Below are 21,921 nucleotides of genomic sequence, written 5' to 3'. Positions count from 1 at the left end.
AATGCGAAGGGGATGCTGGGGGGAAGATGTTAAGAAGTTTACGTTTAAAAATTGCGGTAGTGTTTTCAGTACTTATTTCTATGATGTTCGTAATATTGGGTACAGCTGTGTATCAATTACAGAAAGAAAAGGAAGTGCGTTCCTTAGACGAGTATTCTCAAAATGCGATGGATCTTGTGACAGAGCAACTTACGACATTTGTTCAAAGAACGGATGAAGATATGGGGTATTACGCGAACAGTGAGATGATTCGTAATATGCTTCAAGGTGGGGTTACTCCAGAAGAGGAAGCGTTTTTAACGAAAGAGTTTGCGGAGTATAAAAAGAATCATCCTGGTATTTTAGATTTATATATTGGTACGAAAGATAAAAAAACATTAAGTGCCAATCTTGCTGAAGGTGGGCAAGTGCCAGAAGGATATGATCCAACGACAAGACCATGGTATAAAGATTCAGAGGCTGATGTAAAAAAGGTCCATTGGGGACAACCTTCTTATGAAATTGCAACAGGAAAGTTAAGTGTAGGTGTTTCTAAAGCAATTACAGCTCAAGATGGATCTGTATTAGGCGTTGTTGCGATGGATGTATCGCTTGGGACGATTCAGAAGTTGCTTCACAATATTCAATATAATAATGACGGAGAAATGTTTATTATAAATGATAAAAATATGGCTCTTGTTTATCCAGAAAAGATAGGGAAAGATGTTTCTAAAGAGCCACTTATAAAGAGCTTAAATAAAGAGGTAACAAAATATGCGGTCACTACAATAAAAGGTGAAGATGTAGTTGTTTATAGTCAATCATTTGATACGATGAAATGGACGATAGGAATCTTTTATCCGAAAGAAACGATCGATGGGCTATTAAATAGTACGAGAAATACAGTCATTATGATGGCGTGTATTAGTTTATTAGTTGGAATCGTAGCTTCCTACTTGTTCTCAAGAAGATTAGCAAGACCACTGCAATTATTAAAGAATCACGTTCAAAAAGTAGCAGAAGGGGATTTAACGCTGCGAATGAAGGTGACAAGTAAAGATGAAGTTGGAGAGTTGACGAAGCACTTTAATGATATGGTTGAACAAATGAATGAAATGGTAAGTAAAATTAAAAACAGCGTATCAACAGTGCAACAATCAACGAATAGTTTACATTATTTAACGAACGAAACAGTAGCGGCTAGTAGAGAAGTTTCCGGAGCAATGGATGATGTGAGCGGGGGAGCTTCTACTCTTGCGAATAGTGTGGATGAAGTTTCAGCTCAGCTCGAGAATATGGCAGAGTCAGTGGAACAAATGAATAGCTCCGTTGGTGAAATAAAAGGAGTGACTGGCAAAGCGGAAGAGGCATCTAAGCAAGGATTAAATACAATGAGGAACTTAGTCCGTACGAGGGGACAATCATCTTCGATTGTTGTTCATACAGAAGAAGCATCGGATAAGTTAGAACAAAGAGTTGGATCGATTCAAAATGTTGTTGAGCTTATAAAAGGTATTTCGGATCAAACAAATTTACTTGCTTTAAATGCCTCGATTGAAGCTGCCCGTGCAGGTGAGCAAGGTAAGGGATTTGCGGTTGTTGCTGAAGAGGTTCGGAAATTAGCGGAACAATCAAAAGAGGCAACAGGAGAAATCACAACGATGATTGGTGATGTGCAATTAGAAGTAAAAAGGGTTGTAGAAGTTGTAAGTAAATTGAAAGACATTGCAGATGTGCAAAATAAAGTGACGACAGAGGCAGAAATGGAGTTCCGCACAATTATGTCAGTTGTAAATACGATTAGTACTTCAGTTGAAAAAATTGTAGAAGAGGTACATAACATAGGTTACGAGCAAGGAGAAATTACAGCGGTAATGCATACAATTGCTGGTACGAGTCAAGAAAGTGCAGCTGTTTCTGAAGAGGTACATGCTGCAACGGAATCACAGGTTAATCATCTAGAAAAGGTAGCCCACACGATGGAAAGTTTGACAGAGCATATGAAAGATTTAGAAAGATTAGTTGAGCAGTTTAAAGTGGAAGAGTAACATATTAGTAAAATGATGAGGATTTCGGTAAAATAGACAATGGATATATAAGAAGCGATTATAGGAGGAAGACTACTATGGCAATTGTTGACGTATCGATTATTCCGGTAGGAACAGGTAATCCAAGTGTTAGTGAATATGTAGCAGAAGTACAAAAGGTGCTAGAGAAAAATGCGGATCGCGTGAAGTATCAATTAACACCGATGAATACAATTATTGAAGGAGATCTTCCTGTCATTCTAGAAGTAATTCAACAAATGCATGAAGTTCCATATACGAAAGGTGCACAGCGTGTTGCAACAACGATTCGTATTGATGATCGTCGTGATAAAGTAAGCACAATGGAGAAAAAATTAAACTCTGTCCGATCAAAATTATAAGAAAAAGCAGCGATCTTCGCTGCTTTTTTCATATAGGAGGTAAATAAAATGAGTGAAAAGTTTAACGAGCAGTTTGACGGTTTACTAGAGAAATACACTGAGCTGTTACTTGGCGAGAGTAATGAAGAGCGAAAAGAACAGGTAAAGAAGTGGGCACTTTATTCTTACATAGCGAAGACGATGCCAGCTTTAGTGAAGCATTGGAATGAAACTTATCCAGATGCGAAAGAAGAGATGGTGCAGTTAATTACGGATATTAAAAGGCTGAATGAGGAGAAGCGAAATGAGAATTAAAAAACTTAGGTGATGCTACTTTAAGTTTTTCTTATTAATATCCTTATATAATTTACATGGAATATTAAGGGTTTTATAGGCATGTCGAATATTTTCGGTATGCCTATTTTTGCCCTAGTAAACCCGTTTTTTCTAAATGTCGAAAAATATTCCCTTCATATTTGCATGCGAGAATATAGGTTTTTAAATGTTTTTATAGTATTTTATAAATTATCTAAATAATTATTTGTATCCAATAATTTTAAACAGTGATATAATTTTGAAGAGGGGTAAAAAACAGATAAATTACAGTCATAGGGGTGAATTACATGGAACAATTAATGCGAAATTCGTTTCTTTTCTTATCTAAAAATAAAGCGCTAACAAAACTGGCTAAAAAGTACGGTTTACGCTTTGGTGCAGGTCGCTTCGTCGCAGGGGAGACGATTGAATTAGCGACAGCTGCCATTCAGGCATTAAATAAGCAAGGTCTTTGTGTAACAATCGATTATTTAGGTGAATTCGTTGATAATGAAGCGGAAGCAAATGAAATGGCTAACCAATCGATTGAAGCGATCCGTGCAATTGGAAGAGAAGGTCTTGATTCGCAGCTTTCTTTAAAGATGACTTCTATGGGATTAGATATCTCTGATGAAATCGTAATGAACAATATGCGCCGTATTTTAGAAGCTGCAAAAGAAAATGGTGTGTTCGTTACCATTGATATGGAAGACTATACACGCTGTGGTAAAACAATTGATATCTTTAAACAATTAAAATCTGAATACGATAATATTGGTACTGTTATTCAAGCTTACCTATATCGTACAGAAAAAGATATTGAAGATTTAAATGCTTATAATCCTAATTTACGTCTTGTAAAAGGTGCTTATAAAGAACCTGAAGAAGTGGCGTTCCCGGATAAGAAAGATGTAGATGACAATTATAAAAAAATTATTAAAATGCACTTATTAAATGGAAATTATACTGCAATTGCTTCACATGATGAAGCGATTATTGAATATACAAAAAAACTTGCTGAAGAACACAACATTCCAAGGGATCAATTTGAATTCCAAATGTTATATGGAATTCGTAATGAGCGTCAACTTGAGCTAGTAAAAGAAGGTTACAAAATGCGTGTTTACGTACCTTATGGAAACGACTGGTATGGCTACTTCATGCGTCGTCTAGCAGAGCGTCCAGCAAACGTTGCGTTCGTATTAAAAGGTATGGTTAAAAAATAACCAAGGAGAAAATACTCCTTGGTTATTTTAATTGCTGAAATGCATAATGTGCCATTTTCTTCGTATCAGGATATAGTTGCGCGCGAGTAGAAGATAATACGACGTTAATGACGCGTTTACCGTCTTTTTCATCGACTGTTACGACTGTATATTTGCCAAGTGCTGATAGACCACTTTTACTTCCAATCGCATATGGATCGTCATATAGTTCTTCTCGTCCATAGTTTGCGATGTTTGGAGAGCGTTCTGAAGTATGTAGAGTTGTACGTGTTGAATTCATATATTCTAAAACAACTGGATACTTTAATGCTTCTTTCGTAATAATAGCAATGTCATATGGTGATACTTTATTCCCAATTGCATCAGCACCACTTGCATTCTTGAAAGTAGCATGCTTTGTACCAAGTTCCTTCGCTCTAGCATTCATCATCTTCACAAATTCATTTTTTGATCCTGCGATATGTTCTGCAATTGATTCAGCTATTGGATCTGCACTAATGATAAGCATAAGTTTTAATGCCTCATCACGCTTTAATTTTTCCCCAGCACGAAGTTTAATTTTCTTACTTTGACTTTCTGTTTTAATTGCGTTTTCTGTAACTGTAATTTCTTCATCTTCTTTTACATTCTCTAGTAAAAGAAGGGTTGTCATCATTTTGGCTATACTAGCCGGATAAGAACGTTCGTCTTCGCGTTTCCCATACAAAATTTCACCTGTGTCTGCATCGATTGTAACGCCATATTGCCCAGTAATCTTAGGTTGATCAGCTCTTACAGCTTGTTGCCTCTGTGCATAAGAGAAGAAAATCATCCCTGTAAATAGTGTAGCAATCATTACAATCATAACTATTGTTCGTTTCATCATCGTTCCCTCTTTTGTTTTCCATATGTACAAATAAATTGGGCAGAAAAAGCAGCCATTAATCATTATGCCACGTTCTCTGCCCAAAAATATAGCGTTATTTTTCGCCCATATTATGCTTCTTATATTGTTGATTATTACCTTGGCGTCCTTTTTCAACACCGTGATTATGCGGACCTGCATTTCCAGTTACACTAGCTGCACTAATTCCAGCCTTTGAAGGGTTCTTCTTAAGTTTTGCCATATATATTCCTCCAGTTTCGTCAGATTATAAAAAGGAAAAGTGCATTTAAACAAAGAAAATACACATGTATAGCATAGCCAAATGAAAGAAAAATATTTATTTCAGAAAATTTTATCAATAAATATATTGCGAAAATTTAAACAGTATCATATATTTATTAGTAGAGGCTCACTCATTGATTGCGACTTATGTCGAAAAATTGAATGAGCATTCATTCAAGAATAGGGGGAGAATTGGATGTTCCAAATTAAAAAGGCTGCTGTTCTAGGTTCAGGCGTAATGGGTTCAGGGATTGCGGCACACTTAGCTAATATTGGTATTCCGACATTATTGCTTGATATTGTACCACCTGCGCTAACAAAAGAAGAGGAAGCGAAGGGACTTACATTAGAACATAAAAGTGTGAGAAATCGTTTTAGTAATACGGCTGTGCAAAAATTATTAAAGCAAAAACCAGCTCCTCTGACAGTGAAAGGAAATTTAGCACTGATTGAAGCAGGTAACTTAGAAGATGATCTTGAGCGTCTAGCTGATGTAGATTGGATTATTGAAGTAGTAGTTGAAAACTTAGATATTAAAAAGAAATTATTTGAAAAAGTAGACGCTGTTCGTAAACCGGGTTCTATTGTAAGCTCGAATACGTCAGGCATCTCAGTTGAAAAAATGGCAGAAGGTCGTTCAGACGACTTCCAGAAACACTTCTTAGGCACACACTTTTTTAACCCACCACGATATTTAAAACTTCTAGAGGTAATACCGACGAAAGAAACAGATCCACAAGTATTAAGCTTCATGAAACTATTTGGCGAAGACGTTCTTGGAAAAGGCGTTGTTATCGCAAAAGACACACCAAACTTTATTGGAAACCGCATCGGTACGTACGGTTTATTAGTAACTCTTCAAGAGATGATAAAACGCGGCTATAGCATTGGGGAAGTTGATTCTGTAACAGGCCCACTTATTGGTCGTCCGAAGAGCGCGACGTTCCGTACATTAGATGTTGTCGGTTTAGATACATTCGTACACGTTGCAAATAACGTATATGAAAACGTACAAGAAGAAGAGCGTGATGTATTTAAAGTACCAGCTTTCATGCATGACATGCTTGAGAAAAAATGGCTTGGAAGTAAAACGGGTCAAGGCTTCTTCTTAAAACAAGGAAAAGAAATTTTAGAATTAAATCCTGAAACGATGGAATACGAAGCGCGTAAAAAATTAAAAGCTGCATCCGTAGAGTTAAGTAAACAAGAAAAAGGATTAGCGAATAAATTGAAAGCGCTTGTATACGCGAAAGACCGTGCAGGAGAGTTGTTATGGAACATCATTACACCAACTCTTTTATACTCTGCAAAACTTCATAAAGAGATTGCTGACGATATCGTTGCAATTGACCAAGCGATGAAGTGGGGCTTCGGCTGGGAGCAAGGGCCATTTGAAGTGTGGGATGCAATTGGTGTTGAAAAATCTGTTCAAAAGATGGAAGAAAACGGCGTAGTTGTTCCTACTTGGGTGAAAGAAATGTTAGAGAAAGGTTTCACTACTTTCTACAAACATGATAACGGAGATAGCTACTATTACGATAATGGCGAATATAAGCGAATCGAACGTAATAAAAAGGCAATTTCTCTTAAGCAATTAAAAGCGAAAAATGGCGTATTAAAGAAAAATAGCGGAGCGAGCTTAATTGATTTAGGTGACGGTATCCTTTGCTTAGAATTCCATTCGAAGAGCAATGCAATTGGTATGGATATTACGCAAATGATTAACTACGCTGTTGATGAAGTAGAAAAGAATTATAAAGGTCTTGTTATCGGTAACCAATCGAAGAACTTCTGCGTTGGTGCGAACCTAGCAATGATCTTAATGGAAGCACAAGACGACAATTACTTTGAAATTGAGTTGGTTGTGAAAAACTTCCAAGATGCAATGACGAAAATTAAGTACTCTTCTAAGCCAGTTGTAGCAGCACCATACGGTATGACGCTTGGCGGAGGTACAGAAGTTTGCTTACCAGCAGCTAGCATTCAAGCTTCTAGTGAAACGTATATGGGCTTAGTAGAAGTTGGTGTTGGTTTAATTCCTGGCGGAGGCGGTAATAAAGAGCTATACATTAAACACTTAAATAAAATGCCAAACGGTGTAGAGTTTGACCTGCAAAAAGTTGCGAATAAAGTGTTCGAATCTGTAGCGATGGCGAAAGTTTCTACATCAGCACAAGAAGCTGTATCGAACAACTTCTTAGGCGATAAAGACGGTATTAGTGTGAATGGTGATCACTTACTATATGATGCGAAACAAAAAGCACTTGCTTTATATGAAGCTGGCTATAAAGCGCCGATTCGTAAAAAGATACCAGTTGTTGGTGAAACAGGATATGCAACTCTTGTACTTGGTGCAGAAGCAATGCATTTATCAGGTTACATTTCTGAACATGATCTTCACATTGCGAAGAAACTTGCATATGTCATCGCGGGCGGAAAAGTACCGTACGGAACAGAAGTTGATGAGCAGTATTTATTAGATGTAGAACGTGAAGCATTTATTAGCTTAGTAAGTGAGATGAAATCACAAGCAAGAATGCAGCACATGCTTGTAAAAGGAAAGCCATTACGTAACTAATAACGAGGGGAGATATCGTTCATGAGAGAAGCTGTCATTGTTGCGGGAGCAAGAACACCAATTGGAAAAGCAAAGAGGGGTTCATTAAAAACAGTTCGTCCTGACGATCTAGGGGCATTAGTAGTAAAGGAAACGTTAAAGCGTGCGAATTATGAAGGACCAATCGATGATTTAATTTTCGGTTGTGCGATGCCAGAAGCAGAGCAAGGTTTAAATATGGCTCGTAATATCGGCGGATTAGCAGGACTTTCTTACGATGTTCCAGCTATTACGATTAACCGCTACTGTTCTTCAGGTTTACAAAGTATCGCTTACGGAGCAGAGCGTATTATGCTTGGTCACTCTGAAGCTGTATTATCAGGCGGGGCAGAATCAATGAGTTTAGTTCCAATGATGGGACACGTTGTTCGTCCGAATAGTCGCCTTGTAGAAGCAGCTCCAGAATATTATATGGGTATGGGACATACAGCAGAGCAAGTTGCTGTGAAATATGGAATTTCTCGTGAAGAGCAAGATGCATTTGCAGTAAGAAGTCATCAACGCGCTGCGAAAGCATTAGCGGCAGGTAACTTCGCTGATGAAACAGTATCTGTAGATGTGACGTTACGTACTGTTGGATCAAACAATAAACTGCAAGAAGAAACAATCATTTTCGCACAAGACGAAGGTGTGAGAGCAGAAACGTCGCTAGACATTTTAGGTAAATTACGTCCAGCATTTAACGTTCGCGGTTCTGTAACAGCTGGTAACTCTTCACAAATGAGTGACGGTGCAGCATCTGTACTATTAATGGATCGTGAAAAAGCAGTGAGCGATGGCATGAAGCCGCTTGCGAAATTCCGTTCATTTGCAGTAGCTGGCGTACCACCAGAAGTAATGGGAATCGGCCCAATCGCTGCAATTCCAAAAGCATTAAAACTAGCTGGCTTAGAGCTATCTGATATTGGCTTATTCGAACTAAATGAAGCATTCGCTTCTCAATCAATTCAAGTTATTCGTGAACTTGGTTTAGATGAAGAAAAAGTAAACGTAAACGGTGGTGCAATCGCACTTGGACATCCACTTGGCTGTACAGGAGCAAAACTAACACTATCTCTTATTCACGAAATGAAACGCCGCAACGAACAATTCGGTATCGTAACAATGTGTATCGGCGGCGGAATGGGAGCAGCGGGAGTATTTGAATTACTTTAAAAAGTGCAGGTGGCTCGTTTAGAACAGGAGGGGGATGGAGCTTCAGACGTAGAGGCGCTCTTTACCTCGTAGGAAGAAGCGAAGCCACCGAACATTCTAGCCACTGGAACTGGATTATAAAAAAAGTGCAAGCGGTTCGCTCAGAACGAGACGACGCTAAAGCAAAGAATGGAAGCAACCAAGGTTTATAAAAAATAAAATTGAGAGCCAGCTTCTTTCAAAAAGAGAGAAGCGGCTCATGAAAATATGAAGGAGGAAATTTTCATGGAAAAAACAGTAGGAAATGCGGTTAAAGGCGGTAGCTTTTTAGTTGATGAGATTACGATTGATCAAGTGTTTACGCCAGAAGATTTTTCATCTGAGCATAAAATGATTGCAAAAACGACAGAGGACTTTATCGTAAATGAAGTTCTTCCAGAGCTTGAATATTTAGAACAACATGAGTTTGATCGTTCTGTTCGTCTTTTAAAAGAAGCTGGGGAGCTTGGTTTATTAGGCGCTGACGTACCAGAAGAGTACGGCGGGATTGGTCTTGATAAAGTAAGCTCAGCGTTAATCGCAGAGAAATTCTCTCGCGCTGGCGGCTTTGCAATTACTCACGGTGCTCACGTAGGTATTGGATCGTTACCAATCGTATTATTCGGTAACGAAGAGCAAAAGAAAAAGTATTTACCATTACTTGCAACTGGTGAGAAATTAGCTGCATACGCATTAACAGAGCCAGGTTCAGGATCTGACGCATTAGGTGCAAAAACAACTGCACGTTTAAATGCAGAAGGTACACATTATGTATTAAATGGTGAAAAACAATGGATTACAAACTCTGCATTCGCTGACGTATTTATCGTGTATGCAAAAATTGATGGAGAGCACTTCTCAGCATTTATCGTAGAGAAAGAATATGCTGGCGTATCTACAAGCCCAGAAGAAAAGAAAATGGGTATTAAATGTTCTTCAACTCGTACGTTAATTTTAGAAGATGCATTAGTACCGAAAGAAAACTTACTTGGTGAAATCGGTAAAGGTCATATTATCGCTTTCAACATTTTAAATATCGGCCGTTATAAATTAGGTGTTGGTACAGTTGGATCTGCGAAACGTGCAGTAGAAATTTCAGCACAATATGCAAACCAACGTCAACAGTTCAAGCAACCAATCGCTCGCTTCCCATTAATTCAAGAGAAACTTGCGAATATGGCAGCAAAAACATATGCAGCTGAAAGCTCTGTATATCGTACAGTAGGTTTATTCGAAAGCCGCATGAGCACATTATCTGAAGAAGAAGTAAAAGACGGTAAAGCAGTAGCAGCTTCTATCGCTGAATATGCAATCGAGTGCTCTTTAAATAAAGTATTCGGTTCTGAAGTACTAGATTATACAGTAGATGAAGGTGTTCAAATTCACGGTGGTTACGGATTTATGGCAGAGTACGAGATTGAAAGAATGTACCGCGATTCTCGTATTAACCGTATTTTCGAAGGAACGAATGAAATTAACCGCCTAATCGTACCAGGTACGTTCTTACGTAAAGCGATGAAAGGTGAATTACCACTTCTTCAAAAAGCACAAAAATTACAAGAAGAGTTAATGATGATGATGCCAGAAGAAGTAGGCGATGAGCCATTAGCACTTCAAAAGTATTTAGTAACTAATGCGAAGAAAATTGGTTTAATGGTAGCTGGATTAGCGGCTCAAAAATACGGTAAAGCATTAGATAAAGAGCAAGAAATTCTTGTGAATATCGCTGACATCGTAAGTAACCTATATGCAATGGAATCAGCTGTTCTTCGTACAGAAAAAGCAATTAAAACAACTGGTCTTGAAAAGAATAAACAAAAAGTGTTATACACTGAAGTATTCTGCCAAGAAGCATTCAACGAAATCGAAGCAGATGCGAAAGAAACACTTATCGCAGTTGAAAACGGCGACATGCTGCGCATGATGTTATCATCATTACGTAAATTAACTCGCCACACACCACTTAACGTAATTCCGAAGAAACGTGAAATTGCTGCGAAAATTTTAGAAGATGAGCGTTATACAGTTTAATAGATGAAAGAGAACCAGTAGCCGATTGGCTACTGGTTTTTTATTGCTGAATTCTTGAATAAAGCTGTTTTACATATGTATGTGTAAACAGCTCTTTTTTATGGAGGTAAAGAAGATGAAGGTAATAAGTGTAGGAACAGTTCATCAAATCGCATTTTTACCGCGTCTATTTCCAATTAACTGTTACTTCGTTGAAGAAGAGACAGGATTAACTTTAATTGATGCGGCTTTACCGTTTTGTGCAAAGAAGATTTTACAATCAGCTCGGAAAATAGGAAAACCGATTACGAATATCGTTATTACACATGCGCATGATGACCATGTAGGAGCGCTTGATGTTATAAAACAAGTGCTGCCGGATGTTCCGGTCTATATTTCAAAAAGAGATGCATGTTTACTTGAAGGAGATAAGGTACTGCAAGAGGGAGAACGAAATACACCAATAAAAGTGGGAGTGTCAAAACAGATAAATACGATTCCAGATATTCTTCTTCAAGAGGGAGATAAAGTTGGTTCTCTTGTAGCGACTGGAGCTCCAGGTCATACACCGGGATCAATGGCGTTTTTAGACACAAGAAATGATGCACTCATTGTTGGAGATGCATTTCAAACGAGAGGAGGATTAGCGGTAGCAGGACAGTTGAAGTGGCTTTTCCCGTTTCCTATGTTTGGTACGTGGGATGCAGAAGTTTCATTAGCAAGCGCGCAGAAATTGCTGGAGTATAAGCCGTCTTTATTGGCGACAGGACATGGGAAAATGATTGAAAATCCGTTAATACAAATGCAACGGGCGATTGAAGAAGCGGAAAGGAATTTAAGTAGAAAGAGCCTCTAATCGTTTAGAGGCTCTTTTTAGTTAAATGATTATTTAGCAGACTTTTTAATGAATACGATTTGAAAAAAACAGAATACTAAAGAAGAATGAAAGAAGAAAGGTAGGAGTATTCCATGCAAAATTTAACAGAGCTTGAAGTAGAAAACTTACGTCATTTAATTGGTGGACACGCAACAATTATTAACAAGTTGGAGCAGTATGCACAGACGTGTACAGATCCACAACTGAAACAAATGCTACAAAAAGATGCGCAAGATGCAAGAAATACGAAACAGCAATTAATGACTTTCCTAGGATAGGAGGAAGAGAAAGATGAATGAAAAAGATATGGTAAATGATTATTTAGCAGGATTAAATGCAAGTTTAACAAGTTATGCAAATTATATTGCTCAGTCTGATAATGAACAGTTACATCAAACGTTAATCCAAATTCGTAATCAAGATGAAATGCGTCAACGTAATATGTATGAGTACGCAAAGCAAAAGAGTTATTATAAACCAGCAGCACCTGCGAATCCGATGATTGTGCAGCAATTGAAAAGTCAGTTAAGTGCAGAATAATAGGATGAAAAAACGAGCGAAAATGAATTCGCTCGTTTTATTTTTTGTATGTCAATAAATACATAATAAATATTTTTCCAGTTGTAACAAATATGACGAAAATAGAATATAACAATTCACAAAAAGGACAAAAACTTTGTTCAATATTTCACAAAGCATCCATGGTTTCTATCGTGGGAACCTCTATAATTAAGAATGTAAAGAACAAAAGAAATAGATTATATGATCAATTAGGAGAGATTGCTATGAAAAGACATACAAGAAAAATTGCAATTATCGGTACTGGATTAGTTGGATCAAGTTGTGCGTATTCTATTGTGAATCAAGGCATTTGCGAAGAGCTATTATTAATTGATATAAATCATGAACGTGCAGTTGGGGAAGCGATGGATTTATCACATTGCATTAACTTTACAAATACAAGAACAAAAGTATATGCAGGAAGCTATGAAGACTGCAAAGATATGGACATCGTTATTATTACTGCAGGGCCAGCACCAAAACCTGGACAAAGTCGCTTAGATACTTTAGGAGCAAGTGCAAAGATTATGGAAAGTGTTGTTGGCGGGGTAATGGAAAGTGGATTTGATGGTATTTTCTTACTCGCATCGAACCCAGTTGATATTATTACATATGAAGTGTGGAAATTATCTGGATTACCTAGAAATCGTGTGATCGGTACAGGTACATCATTAGATTCTTCTCGCTTAAGAACAATTTTATCTGAAATGTTACATGTAGATCCTCGTAGTATTCATGGGTATTCATTAGGAGAACATGGTGATTCTCAAATGGTTGCTTGGTCTCACGTAACTGTTGGTGGAAAGCCAATTCTGCAAATTTTAGAAGAACAAAAAGAACGATTTGGTGAAATAGATTTAGATGAAATTGTTGAGAAGACTGCGAAAGCTGGATGGGAAATTTATAAGCGAAAAGGAACTACTTATTACGGAATCGGAAATTCTCTAGCATATATTGCGAGTTCAATCTTTAATGATGATCACCGTGTCATTGCTGTATCAGCCATTTTAGATGGTGAGTATGGTGAATATGATATTTGTACAGGAGTACCAGCTATTATTACTAGAGACGGTATAAGAGAAGTTGTAGAACTCAATTTAACAGAGGATGAAGAATCTCGATTCGCAAAATCAAACGATATTTTACGTGATTATATGAAAACAATTGGTTACTAACTTATAGAAGAAGGTGAAACAAATGAAGGAATATATAATGTCTCGTGTATTTAAAGCATCTGCTGGAATCGCACAAGGTATTTTCGTATCCCTCGGAATTGGTTTACTGATCGAAAATATAGGAAGAATTGTTGATATACCATTACTTATTACAATCGGAGTTGTTGCAAAATCACTTATGGCACCAGCAATTGGTGCCGGAATTGCTTTTATGCTCGGTGCAAATGGCCTTGTAATCTTCTCGGCTATGGTGGCTGGAGCAATTGGTGCCGGATCCATTTCAATTACTGAAGCAGGTCTAATTATTAAAACAGGTGAGCCAATCGGTGCTTTATTAACAGCAACTTTAGCTGTATATATTGGTAAACGTTTAAGCGGAAAAACTGCGTTAGATATGATGCTCGTTCCATTTGCGGCAATATTAGGTTCTGGTTTAGTAGGTATTTGGTTATCTCATAATATTACTCCTGTTTTAAATGCAGTTGGAGCGTTCATTAAAGATAGCTCAGCTGGTAGCCCGTTTATCGCTTCTATCGTCATTGCAGTAGTTTGGGGACTATTACTTATCTCTCCAGCTTCATCAGCTGCGTTAGCGATTGCACTTAGTTTAGACGGTGTTGCAGGTGGTGCAGCTCTTGCCGGATGCGTTGCTCAGTTTATCGGATTCTCTGTCATCTCAGCGAAAGAAAACAATTTAGGTGGCATATTAGCTCAAGCTCTTTGTACTCCGAAAGTACAGTTGCCAAATATCACTAAAAATCCAATGATTCTCGTCCCAACTGTCGTCGCCAGTGCTATAGTCGGTCCGGTATCCGCATTAATTTTCCAACTGGAAGCAGGAAAAGAAATTGCAGGTCTTGGATTAAGTTCTCTTATCGCACCAATTAATTTAATTTCCAGCGAAGGATGGGAAGTTCTCCCGGCGATGGTAATTACTTATATCGTCATTCCAGTAGCTGTTTCTTATATACTTTACATTGCTCTTAAAAAAGCAGGTCGTATTCATTCTGGTGATATGACTGTACCGCAATCTTAAATTGAAAATCTCCTTAATAATAGATAAAAGCAGACTGAGAAGCCACAGTCTGCTTTTTTGTCATGTTACATTCTATGATTTTGTTTTACTGGAACTCTTATTGGTTCTTTGGCCAATAAGAGTTGAACGCCGAAGTATAGTATGCTTGCGAGTGTCATTCCAGAAACGGCATCTACAAAGGCATGTTGCTTCGTAAATAGCGTTGATAAAATAATAAGTGTACCGAAGAAAGTAAGGATGTAATATTCAAAAGCATGTTGCTCTCTACGCTTAAAGGCAGCTAACATAATTACAAATGTAGTAAGAACGTGAATGCTAGGGAAACAGTTTACCGGTTGATCGATACTATAAATATAGCGAACTAGTTCAGAAAATACATCTGTTCCAACGACAGTCGGACGCGGTACAGTTGTTTGCCAAAAATAATAAATAGAAAAACAAGCAAGCTTTCCAAAAATAACACTACTTAAAGTGACATAATATTGCTTTCGGTCAGCGAAGCAGTAATAAATAAGTGCGCCGTATAAGTATGGAAACCAAAGTAAATAAGGAATAATAAATGCTTTTACAAATGGAATCCAATCATCTACTACAGTTGTAACGTCTACTGCGTGAACAGTCGATTTATTTAATACGTCGTAAAGGGGACTTACGAGTACGAGTAGAAGTATATAACTTAACGGAAGAAAAGATGAAAGTTTAAATTTCTTCATGTTGATCTCCTATGTTTAGTAATGTAAGTAAATTCAATTGATTATAATATAGAAACGTGAATTGGGCTATCGATTTTACTTACATTTTCTTGAATTAACCTTACGTTTTTGTCACTTGACTAAAAAGAAGGGTGAGGGTGCTAAATGAAGCGTTTATCATATTTTTTAGTTTTTATATTGTTATGCCTAGTAGGTGCTGGGTGTGCAAAGAATAACGAAGGAGAAAAATTAGAATATAACGGAAGAGCACTCGTAATTGGAGTTGTTGGAGAAAAGCCGAAAGATACGTTTAGGAATGTAAAGTTTGAAAGTATAAAGTTAGAAGAAATGCAGGAGAAATCAGCAAAAGTTGATAGTTTTTTCGTTATGAAAGAATACTTTAAAGAGGCATCAAAGGAGCAGTATACGGACTTATTTTTATCGCTAAAGAAGCCGGTATTTTTTATTGGTTTGCAAGATAGACCGTATTTAATTTTTACTAACAAGGATTTAGATTATGATAATACCCCAAAGGATAAAACGATGACGTATACGCAAGGGTTTGTAAATATGGGGAACCCTGAAGGTCAATATTGGGGTATGGGATTATATAATGATACTGTTTCCAATCGAAATATTCATAATATGTATATAGTAGTATTTCAAACCATTTCGGATTACTTAAGTCGATGATGAAGGAGCCTGTAAAAAAGGCTTCTTATTTTTTTAAAATAAACGTTTGTTTAAGCTGTATGTTCGGTAGAAAGAAACTCATGTAGTTCAAAGGTTAAGAAAGAAAAATAAGAAATTAATCAAACGTTTGTTTAAGCTGTATGTTCGGTAGGAAGAAACCGATGTAACTTAAGGGTTAAGAAAGAAAAATGGAGAATTAATCAAACGTTTGTTTAAGCTGTATGTTCGGTAGAAAGAAACTCATGTAGTTCAAAGGTTAACGAAGAAAAATGGAGAATTAATCAAACGCTTGTTTAAGATATATGTTTGGTGCAGAATCTAAAAAAATTTATATATTTATTTTTTTCTTAACAAATGGCGGAAAAATAAGAAAAATTCGCAGGATTATTAAAAATTATCACGAAATAAGTAAAAGTTTAGCGAATAATGGTTTGAAATAATAAAACGTTTTCTATATGATAAAGGTAAAGGTTAGTAAAAAAGTAGGTGAATTTATGACAGTAACATTTTATTCATATCCAAAGTGTGGCACATGTCAAAAGGCAAAGAAATGGTTTGAGGCAAACGATGTAGCATATGAGATGATTCATATTGTTGAAAATCCACCATCAAAAGAAGATTTACGTAATTTACATGAAAAAAGTGAATTACCATTAAAAAAATTCTTTAATACAAGTGGAATGCGTTACCGTGAACTTGGTCTAAAAGATAAGTTGAAAGATGCAAGCGAAGACGAAATGTATGAGCTTTTAGCATCTGATGGCATGTTGATCAAACGTCCAATTGTAACAAATGGAACGAATGTAACACTTGGTTTTAACGAAGAGCAGTTTGAAAGTGTGTGGAAAAAGTACCAATAAGGTATTTTTACATAATTAATACATTCACTGGAGGTACAGTCATGAGCATTCCAAATAATTTACGTTACTCTGAAGAACACGAATGGGTAAAAACTGAAGGTAATGAAGTTGTTATCGGTATCACTCACTTTGCACAAGGTGAGCTAGGTGATATCGTATTCGTTGAACTTCCTGAAGTAGGTGCAACAATCGAAGCTGACGAGCCATTCGGAAGCGTAGAATCTGTTAAAACAGTTTCTGAGTTATACGCACCTGTAAGCGGTAAAGTTGTAGCAGTAAACGAAGAATTAAGTGACCAACCAGAACTTGTTAACGAATCTCCATACGAGGGTGCATGGATGGTTAAAGTTGAACTTTCTGATGCAAGCCAAGTTGAGAAGTTATTAACTGCAGAAAAATATGCAGAAATGACAAACCAAGACTAATTATAGTCGACTAAAGGACAGCCTTTGTGCTGTCCTTTTTTATTTTGTGTAAAATAATGAATGTAGAATCATATACTAATTATCGTGTAGGAGAACGTTTTTTGAAAAAACTTTTTCGTTTAATCTTTATGCAGGTCTAGCCGTTTTTGTTTTTCGTTGTCTAGCTCCAGCGACTAGATTGTTCGGTGGCTTCGCTTCTTCCTACAAGGCAAAAAGCGCCTCTACGTCAGAAGCTCCATCCCCCTCACAATCTAAACGAGCCGCTTCCGCTTTTCATTGTCCATCTCCAGCGGCTAGATTGTTCGGTGGCTTCGCTTCTTCCTACAAGGCAAAAAGCGCCTTTACGTCAGAAGCTCCATCCCCCCTCACAATCTGAACGAGCCGCTTGCGCTTTTCATTGTCTAGCTCCACCTCCTAGCCCTTCATGTCTAAGAACCTTCCGCACGAGAAGACAAAAAGCGTCTTCTGTACGGAAGAACCTTAGCCAACAGGGCTAAACAGTCGGTTTCGCTTTTCTTTTGCAAAAATAAACAGGAAACAACATGAAAATAACGAATATACTATATACTAAGTTCAAGGTTATATAGTATATGGTGATCGGGTGATGACATATGATTTATGTAGAAAAAGTCATTATTGTAGAAGGTACATCAGATAGAAGAAAGATTGAATCTATTATTCGTGAACCGGTGGAAATTGTTTGTACAAATGGTACAATTGGTTTATCGAAAATGGATGAGCTCGTTGATCAGTTTTTTGATAAGGAAGTGTATGTGCTAGTAGATGCTGATGATGCTGGAGAAAAGTTAAGGAAACAATTTCGAAAAGAATTTCCGCAAGCCGAGCATATCTATATTGATCGCTCGTACCGAGAAGTGGCAACTGCGCCATCTACACACTTAGCAAATGTATTATGGGGAGCCGACATTGACGTTTATACAGAATATTTACGGTAAGGAATGATAGAAGTGATTGATTGGACAGGAGCCGAAGCTACATCCCTAATAGAGAACGAAGAAAAAACAGTGTTATATGTATATACTCCAATGTGTGGAACATGCCAATTAGCAAAAAAGATGTTAACAGTCGTTGAGATGACAATTGAAGAGTTGAAAATTGGGATGTTAGATTTAAATTATGCTCCACATTTAGCAAAAGAGTATGGGATTGAAAGTGTACCTTGTTTACTTGTTTTTGAAAATGGGACACTGATGAAGAAGATATACGCATTTCATTCGGTTGAATATTTATATACGGAATTAAAGTAGGCGGCAAAATTTTTGCCGCCTCGACATATTTCTTGGGAAATATGTCGAGATGCAGGATGGATACAGTATTTGTCGAGCGAAAATAACAGGATTGCTCTTTAGTGAGAGGGAATGGTATGTAATAGAAAGTGATATGAAGGATGTGATTTAGGGTGAGATTATATTCTTTGCTTCAATCATTTGTAAATTACGCTAATGGTCAATATCATTTAGAGCCGCTTTTAAGACGAGAGGAAAAAACTGTTAATTTTCGTTTGGGAGATGAAAGTTGTTCGTTACAAATTTCAAGAGATTATATAGAGCTGGTACATGAGGAAAGAGGAACGGAACAAATCATTTGCTTAGACGAAAAGGATATAGAACAATTGGTTAATGGAAATGTACGATTGCAAATGTTAATGAACGATGGACGTGTACAATATTCGGGAACGTATCGAACGATGCTATTAGTCGAATCGATGTTTCATATATGTAAACCGATGTCAGTAGGTGCTTAAAATTCTGAAGGTTCATTTTTTGCGAAAATTTCTGTTGACATGGTGTTTGGATATTGATACAATTCAATTCATAAAATATAGACAATTTCATAAATTACAAATCAGACGAAAATTGAATCTGATTTCTCTTATCAAGAGAGGTGGAGGGACTGTGCCCTGTGAAGCCCGGCAACCGTCAACTTATGTTGAAATGGTGCCAATTCCTGCAAAGCAAATGCTTTGAGAGATGAGAGAGAGGGATAATGTTGTTATATACGCACATAAACCTTTCTGCTTCTCTAAAGCAGAAAGGTTTTTTTATTGTTTGAATGTGGAGGACATTCAAACAATAAAAGTAGTGATAACGGTGGACTACACGCATTAAACATAAAAAATTGCGGAGTCGACCTAAACAAAAAAAGGGGTGATACATCATGATTCTATTAGAGAATGTAAAGAAAATATATAAAGCAAAAAGCGGTGATGTCACTGCTGTAGATAACGCCAATTTAAAAATAGAAAAAGGCGAAATATTTGGTGTTATCGGATATAGCGGCGCTGGGAAAAGTTCTTTAATTAGATTGTTTAACCAGTTAGAAAAACCGACTTCTGGACAAATTACAATTGCGAATCGTGTTATATCAACAATTACAGGAAGTGAACTTCGTAAGGCAAGGCAAGAAATCGGAATGATTTTTCAACACTTCAACTTACTTTGGTCACGAACTGTACGTGAAAATATTGAGTTTCCACTTGAAATTGCAGGTGTTGATAAAGCGAAGAGAAGAAAACGTGTTGATGAATTAATTCATCTTGTCGGATTAGAAGGAAGAGGAGACGCATACCCATCTCAGCTAAGCGGAGGACAAAAGCAACGCGTTGGGATTGCAAGAGCATTAGCTAACAATCCACAAGTACTTTTATGTGATGAAGCAACGTCAGCTCTTGATCCAGAAACGACAGATCAAATTTTGGATTTACTATTAGACATTAATAAGCGCCTTGGTTTAACGATTGTACTGATTACACATGAGATGCACGTGATTCGAAAGATTTGTAATCGTGTGGCGGTAATGGAGAGAGGAAAGATTGTAGAAACGGGTCCAGTACTTGATGTATTCCGTAATCCGAAGCAAGATATTACAAAACGATTTGTACAGCAGTTAACAGATTCTGAAGATACAAATGAAACGATTGAAAGTTTAATTGAAAAATATCCAGATGGAAAAGTAATTCGTTTGCAATTTATCGGTGAGGCTGTAGAAAGACCAGTGCTTCAACGATTGATGCAACGCAGTGATATAGAAGTTAGCATTTTGCAAGGAAATATCGCACAAACGAATAACGGTTCTTACGGTAGTTTAGTTGTTCATTTAAATGGTGAGGAAACAGCGATCCAGCAAGCAATAGAAGGAATTCATCAAGATCAAGTAGAGCTGGAGGTGATTGCACATGGATAAGTTACTCGCAAATGTTGATTGGAATCAAATGTTAGAAGCAACGGGTGAAACGTTATATATGACGGCAATCGCAGCTCTTGCGACATTTGTTTTAGGACTAATTTTAGGATTGTTACTCTTCATGACAGCAAAAGATAATTTATGGGAAAACAAATCAATTAATACGGTGATTGGAGCATTTGTAAATATATTCCGTTCTATACCGTTCATCATTTTAATTATTTTATTAATCCCATTCACAAAGATTCTTCTTGGAACAATTCTTGGAGCAAGTGCAGCGCTGCCGGCTTTAATTATTGGAGCGGCACCATTCTACGCGAGAATGGTTGAAATCGCACTTCGCGAAATTGATAAAGGTGTAATTGAAGCTTCAAAAGCAATGGGAGCAAAAACAAGCACAATTATTTTGAAAGTGTTAATTCCAGAATCGTTACCAGCATTAGTATCTGGTATTACGGTTACGACAATTGCTTTAGTAGGATATACAGCAATGGCGGGAGTTGTTGGTGCTGGTGGCCTTGGAACACTTGCTTACTTAGAAGGATTCCAAAGAGGAAATAACGATGTAACAATCGTTGCGACAATTTGTGTATTACTAGTTGTATTTTTAATTCAGTGGATTGGTGATAGTTTAACGACTCGAATAGATAAACGATAATAAAAAACGGGAGGATGTTTCAAATGAAAAAATTATTACTTACGGCACTTATTTCAACTTCAATTTTTGGCTTAGCTGCTTGTGGCGGGAAAGATAAAGATGAAAAGAAGCTTGTTGTTGGTGCTTCTAACGTACCGCACGCTGAAATTTTAGAAAAGGCAAAACCGTTACTTGAGAAAAAAGGAATTGAATTAGAAGTGAAAAAATTCCAAGATTACGTGTTGCCAAATAAATCGTTAGCGGATAAGGATTTAGATGCAAACTACTTCCAGCACATTCCGTATTTAGAAAAAGAAATTAAAGATAAAAAGTATGACTTTGAAGTAGCAGGGAAAATTCATTTAGAGCCAATTGGTGTATATTCTCAAAAATATAAGAGCTTAAAAGAACTTCCGGACGGAGCGACAATTATTATGAGTAATTCTGTTGCTGACCATGGACGTGGTTTAGCAATTTTACAAAAAGAAGGTATTTTAAAAGTTAAAGATGGGGTAGATCCAGTTAAAGCAACTCCAAAAGATATTGCAGATAATCCGAAAAATCTAAAATTCAAAACGGATATCGAGCCTGGTTTATTGCCACAAGTGTATAACAATAAAGAAGGCGACGCTGTTTTAATTAACTCTAACTATGCAATTGATGCAAAGTTAAATCCGGAAAAAGATGCAATTGCAATTGAAGGAAATGATTCACCGTACGCAAACATAGTAGCTGTTCGTAAAGGCGATAAAGATAAGAAAGAGATTAAAGCTCTTGTAGAAGTATTACATTCTAAAGAAATTGAAGACTTCATTAATAAAGAATATAAAGGGGCAGTTGTTCCTGTAAAAGAATAATTGCTGAAAAGGGCTGGTGTATGCCAGCCT

Annotated in this window: 24 protein-coding genes and 1 riboswitch; of the genes, 21 read left to right on the top strand and 3 right to left on the bottom strand. The window is 37.0% G+C overall.

Going from position 1 to position 21,921, the window contains the following annotated elements; translation table 11 throughout:
* Positions 1-26: 26 nt before the first annotated feature.
* The 4 genes from DN403_RS07935 (at position 27) to DN403_RS07920 (ending at position 3,927) form a co-directional block, all read left to right on the top strand.
* Positions 27-2,027: a methyl-accepting chemotaxis protein gene (locus DN403_RS07935; RefSeq protein WP_000946369.1), complete on the top strand. Its 2,001-nt coding sequence runs from the start codon at positions 27-29 to the stop codon at positions 2,025-2,027.
* A gap of 77 nt (positions 2,028-2,104) precedes the next feature.
* Positions 2,105-2,407 carry an MTH1187 family thiamine-binding protein gene (locus DN403_RS07930; RefSeq protein WP_001018860.1) on the top strand — a complete coding sequence of 101 codons (303 nt, stop codon included), beginning with the start codon at positions 2,105-2,107 and terminating at the stop codon, positions 2,405-2,407.
* A 48-nt stretch (positions 2,408-2,455) separates the two neighbouring features.
* Positions 2,456-2,701, top strand: a complete 246-nt coding sequence (locus DN403_RS07925) for a YusU family protein (RefSeq protein WP_001290589.1) — start codon at positions 2,456-2,458, stop codon at positions 2,699-2,701.
* Between the two features lie 308 nt (positions 2,702-3,009).
* Entirely contained in the window at positions 3,010-3,927 is a 918-nt protein-coding gene (locus DN403_RS07920) for a proline dehydrogenase family protein (RefSeq protein ID WP_000436780.1), read from the top strand.
* A gap of 22 nt (positions 3,928-3,949) precedes the next feature.
* Here DN403_RS07920 and DN403_RS07915 read toward each other — a convergent pair whose 3' ends face one another.
* Positions 3,950-4,789, bottom strand: a complete 840-nt coding sequence (locus tag DN403_RS07915) for a D-alanyl-D-alanine carboxypeptidase family protein (protein ID WP_000831456.1) — start codon at positions 4,787-4,789, stop codon at positions 3,950-3,952.
* A gap of 97 nt (positions 4,790-4,886) precedes the next feature.
* On the bottom strand, positions 4,887-5,033 hold the full coding sequence (locus DN403_RS07910; RefSeq protein WP_001096344.1) for a YuzL family protein: 147 nt from the start codon (positions 5,031-5,033) through the stop codon (positions 4,887-4,889).
* A 237-nt stretch (positions 5,034-5,270) separates the two neighbouring features.
* Here DN403_RS07910 and DN403_RS07905 point away from each other — a divergent pair, with 237 nt between their 5' ends.
* The 8 genes from DN403_RS07905 (at position 5,271) to DN403_RS07870 (ending at position 14,523) form a co-directional block, all read left to right on the top strand.
* Complete coding sequence (locus tag DN403_RS07905; protein ID WP_000486371.1) at positions 5,271-7,652, top strand: 3-hydroxyacyl-CoA dehydrogenase/enoyl-CoA hydratase family protein; 2,382 nt, start codon at positions 5,271-5,273, stop codon at positions 7,650-7,652.
* 21 nt (positions 7,653-7,673) lie between these two features.
* Positions 7,674-8,846 carry an acetyl-CoA C-acetyltransferase gene (locus DN403_RS07900; protein WP_001206339.1) on the top strand — a complete coding sequence of 391 codons (1,173 nt, stop codon included), beginning with the start codon at positions 7,674-7,676 and terminating at the stop codon, positions 8,844-8,846.
* 264 nt (positions 8,847-9,110) lie between these two features.
* Positions 9,111-10,895, top strand: a complete 1,785-nt coding sequence (locus tag DN403_RS07895) for an acyl-CoA dehydrogenase family protein (protein WP_000416287.1) — start codon at positions 9,111-9,113, stop codon at positions 10,893-10,895.
* A 115-nt stretch (positions 10,896-11,010) separates the two neighbouring features.
* The gene (locus DN403_RS07890) at positions 11,011-11,730 is read left to right on the top strand and encodes an MBL fold metallo-hydrolase (protein WP_000864825.1); all 720 of its coding nucleotides are present in this window, start codon (positions 11,011-11,013) and stop codon (positions 11,728-11,730) included.
* A gap of 113 nt (positions 11,731-11,843) precedes the next feature.
* Positions 11,844-12,029 carry a hypothetical protein gene (locus tag DN403_RS07885; protein WP_001180555.1) on the top strand — a complete coding sequence of 62 codons (186 nt, stop codon included), beginning with the start codon at positions 11,844-11,846 and terminating at the stop codon, positions 12,027-12,029.
* Between the two features lie 13 nt (positions 12,030-12,042).
* Positions 12,043-12,291, top strand: coding sequence for a spore coat protein (locus DN403_RS07880; RefSeq protein WP_001002987.1), 249 nt, complete (start codon positions 12,043-12,045; stop codon positions 12,289-12,291).
* Positions 12,292-12,536: 245 nt separating this feature from the next.
* Positions 12,537-13,487 carry an L-lactate dehydrogenase gene (locus DN403_RS07875; protein ID WP_000820650.1) on the top strand — a complete coding sequence of 317 codons (951 nt, stop codon included), beginning with the start codon at positions 12,537-12,539 and terminating at the stop codon, positions 13,485-13,487.
* Between the two features lie 22 nt (positions 13,488-13,509).
* The gene (locus tag DN403_RS07870; protein ID WP_000666168.1) at positions 13,510-14,523 is read left to right on the top strand and encodes a PTS sugar transporter subunit IIC; all 1,014 of its coding nucleotides are present in this window, start codon (positions 13,510-13,512) and stop codon (positions 14,521-14,523) included.
* Positions 14,524-14,588: 65 nt separating this feature from the next.
* Here the strand turns inward: DN403_RS07870 and DN403_RS07865 are convergent, their stop codons facing one another.
* On the bottom strand, positions 14,589-15,236 hold the full coding sequence (locus DN403_RS07865) for a phosphatase PAP2 family protein (protein WP_000713772.1): 648 nt from the start codon (positions 15,234-15,236) through the stop codon (positions 14,589-14,591).
* Positions 15,237-15,380: 144 nt separating this feature from the next.
* On the opposite strand from DN403_RS07865, the gene DN403_RS07860 reads away from it, so the two are divergent.
* The 9 genes from DN403_RS07860 (at position 15,381) to metQ (ending at position 21,891) form a co-directional block, all read left to right on the top strand.
* A complete protein-coding gene (locus DN403_RS07860) occupies positions 15,381-15,908 on the top strand; it encodes a hypothetical protein (protein WP_149185384.1) in 528 nt (175 codons plus the stop codon).
* Between the two features lie 494 nt (positions 15,909-16,402).
* Positions 16,403-16,768, top strand: a complete 366-nt coding sequence (locus tag DN403_RS07855) for an arsenate reductase family protein (protein ID WP_000218969.1) — start codon at positions 16,403-16,405, stop codon at positions 16,766-16,768.
* Between the two features lie 41 nt (positions 16,769-16,809).
* Complete coding sequence (gene gcvH, locus DN403_RS07850; protein WP_000026896.1) at positions 16,810-17,193, top strand: glycine cleavage system protein GcvH; 384 nt, start codon at positions 16,810-16,812, stop codon at positions 17,191-17,193.
* 611 nt (positions 17,194-17,804) lie between these two features.
* Complete coding sequence (locus DN403_RS07845) at positions 17,805-18,149, top strand: toprim domain-containing protein (RefSeq protein ID WP_000640870.1); 345 nt, start codon at positions 17,805-17,807, stop codon at positions 18,147-18,149.
* Positions 18,150-18,152: 3 nt separating this feature from the next.
* Positions 18,153-18,461, top strand: a complete 309-nt coding sequence (locus DN403_RS07840; RefSeq protein ID WP_003280640.1) for a thioredoxin family protein — start codon at positions 18,153-18,155, stop codon at positions 18,459-18,461.
* 152 nt (positions 18,462-18,613) lie between these two features.
* Entirely contained in the window at positions 18,614-18,958 is a 345-nt protein-coding gene (locus DN403_RS07835; protein WP_001242143.1) for a hypothetical protein, read from the top strand.
* Positions 18,959-19,083: 125 nt separating this feature from the next.
* A riboswitch (SAM riboswitch) is annotated at positions 19,084-19,191 on the top strand.
* Positions 19,192-19,371: 180 nt separating this feature from the next.
* Positions 19,372-20,397 (top strand): methionine ABC transporter ATP-binding protein, encoded by a 1,026-nt coding sequence (locus tag DN403_RS07830; RefSeq protein ID WP_016078139.1) that lies wholly within the window; start codon positions 19,372-19,374, stop codon positions 20,395-20,397.
* Positions 20,390-21,055 (top strand): methionine ABC transporter permease, encoded by a 666-nt coding sequence (locus DN403_RS07825; protein WP_000359401.1) that lies wholly within the window; start codon positions 20,390-20,392, stop codon positions 21,053-21,055. Before DN403_RS07830 ends, DN403_RS07825 begins: the two co-directional genes overlap by 8 nt.
* Before the next feature lie 23 nt (positions 21,056-21,078).
* Positions 21,079-21,891, top strand: a complete 813-nt coding sequence (gene metQ / locus DN403_RS07820) for a methionine ABC transporter substrate-binding lipoprotein MetQ (RefSeq protein ID WP_000735090.1) — start codon at positions 21,079-21,081, stop codon at positions 21,889-21,891.
* Positions 21,892-21,921 lie beyond the last annotated feature (30 nt).

Origin of the sequence: Bacillus sp. AY2-1 (genome assembly GCF_008368965.1) — a bacterium.
Taxonomy (GTDB): Bacteria; Bacillota; Bacilli; order Bacillales; family Bacillaceae_G; genus Bacillus_A; species Bacillus_A thuringiensis_S.
The sequence above is the reverse complement of the archived record's forward strand: the minus strand, read 5'-3'. Positions and strand labels throughout refer to the sequence as shown.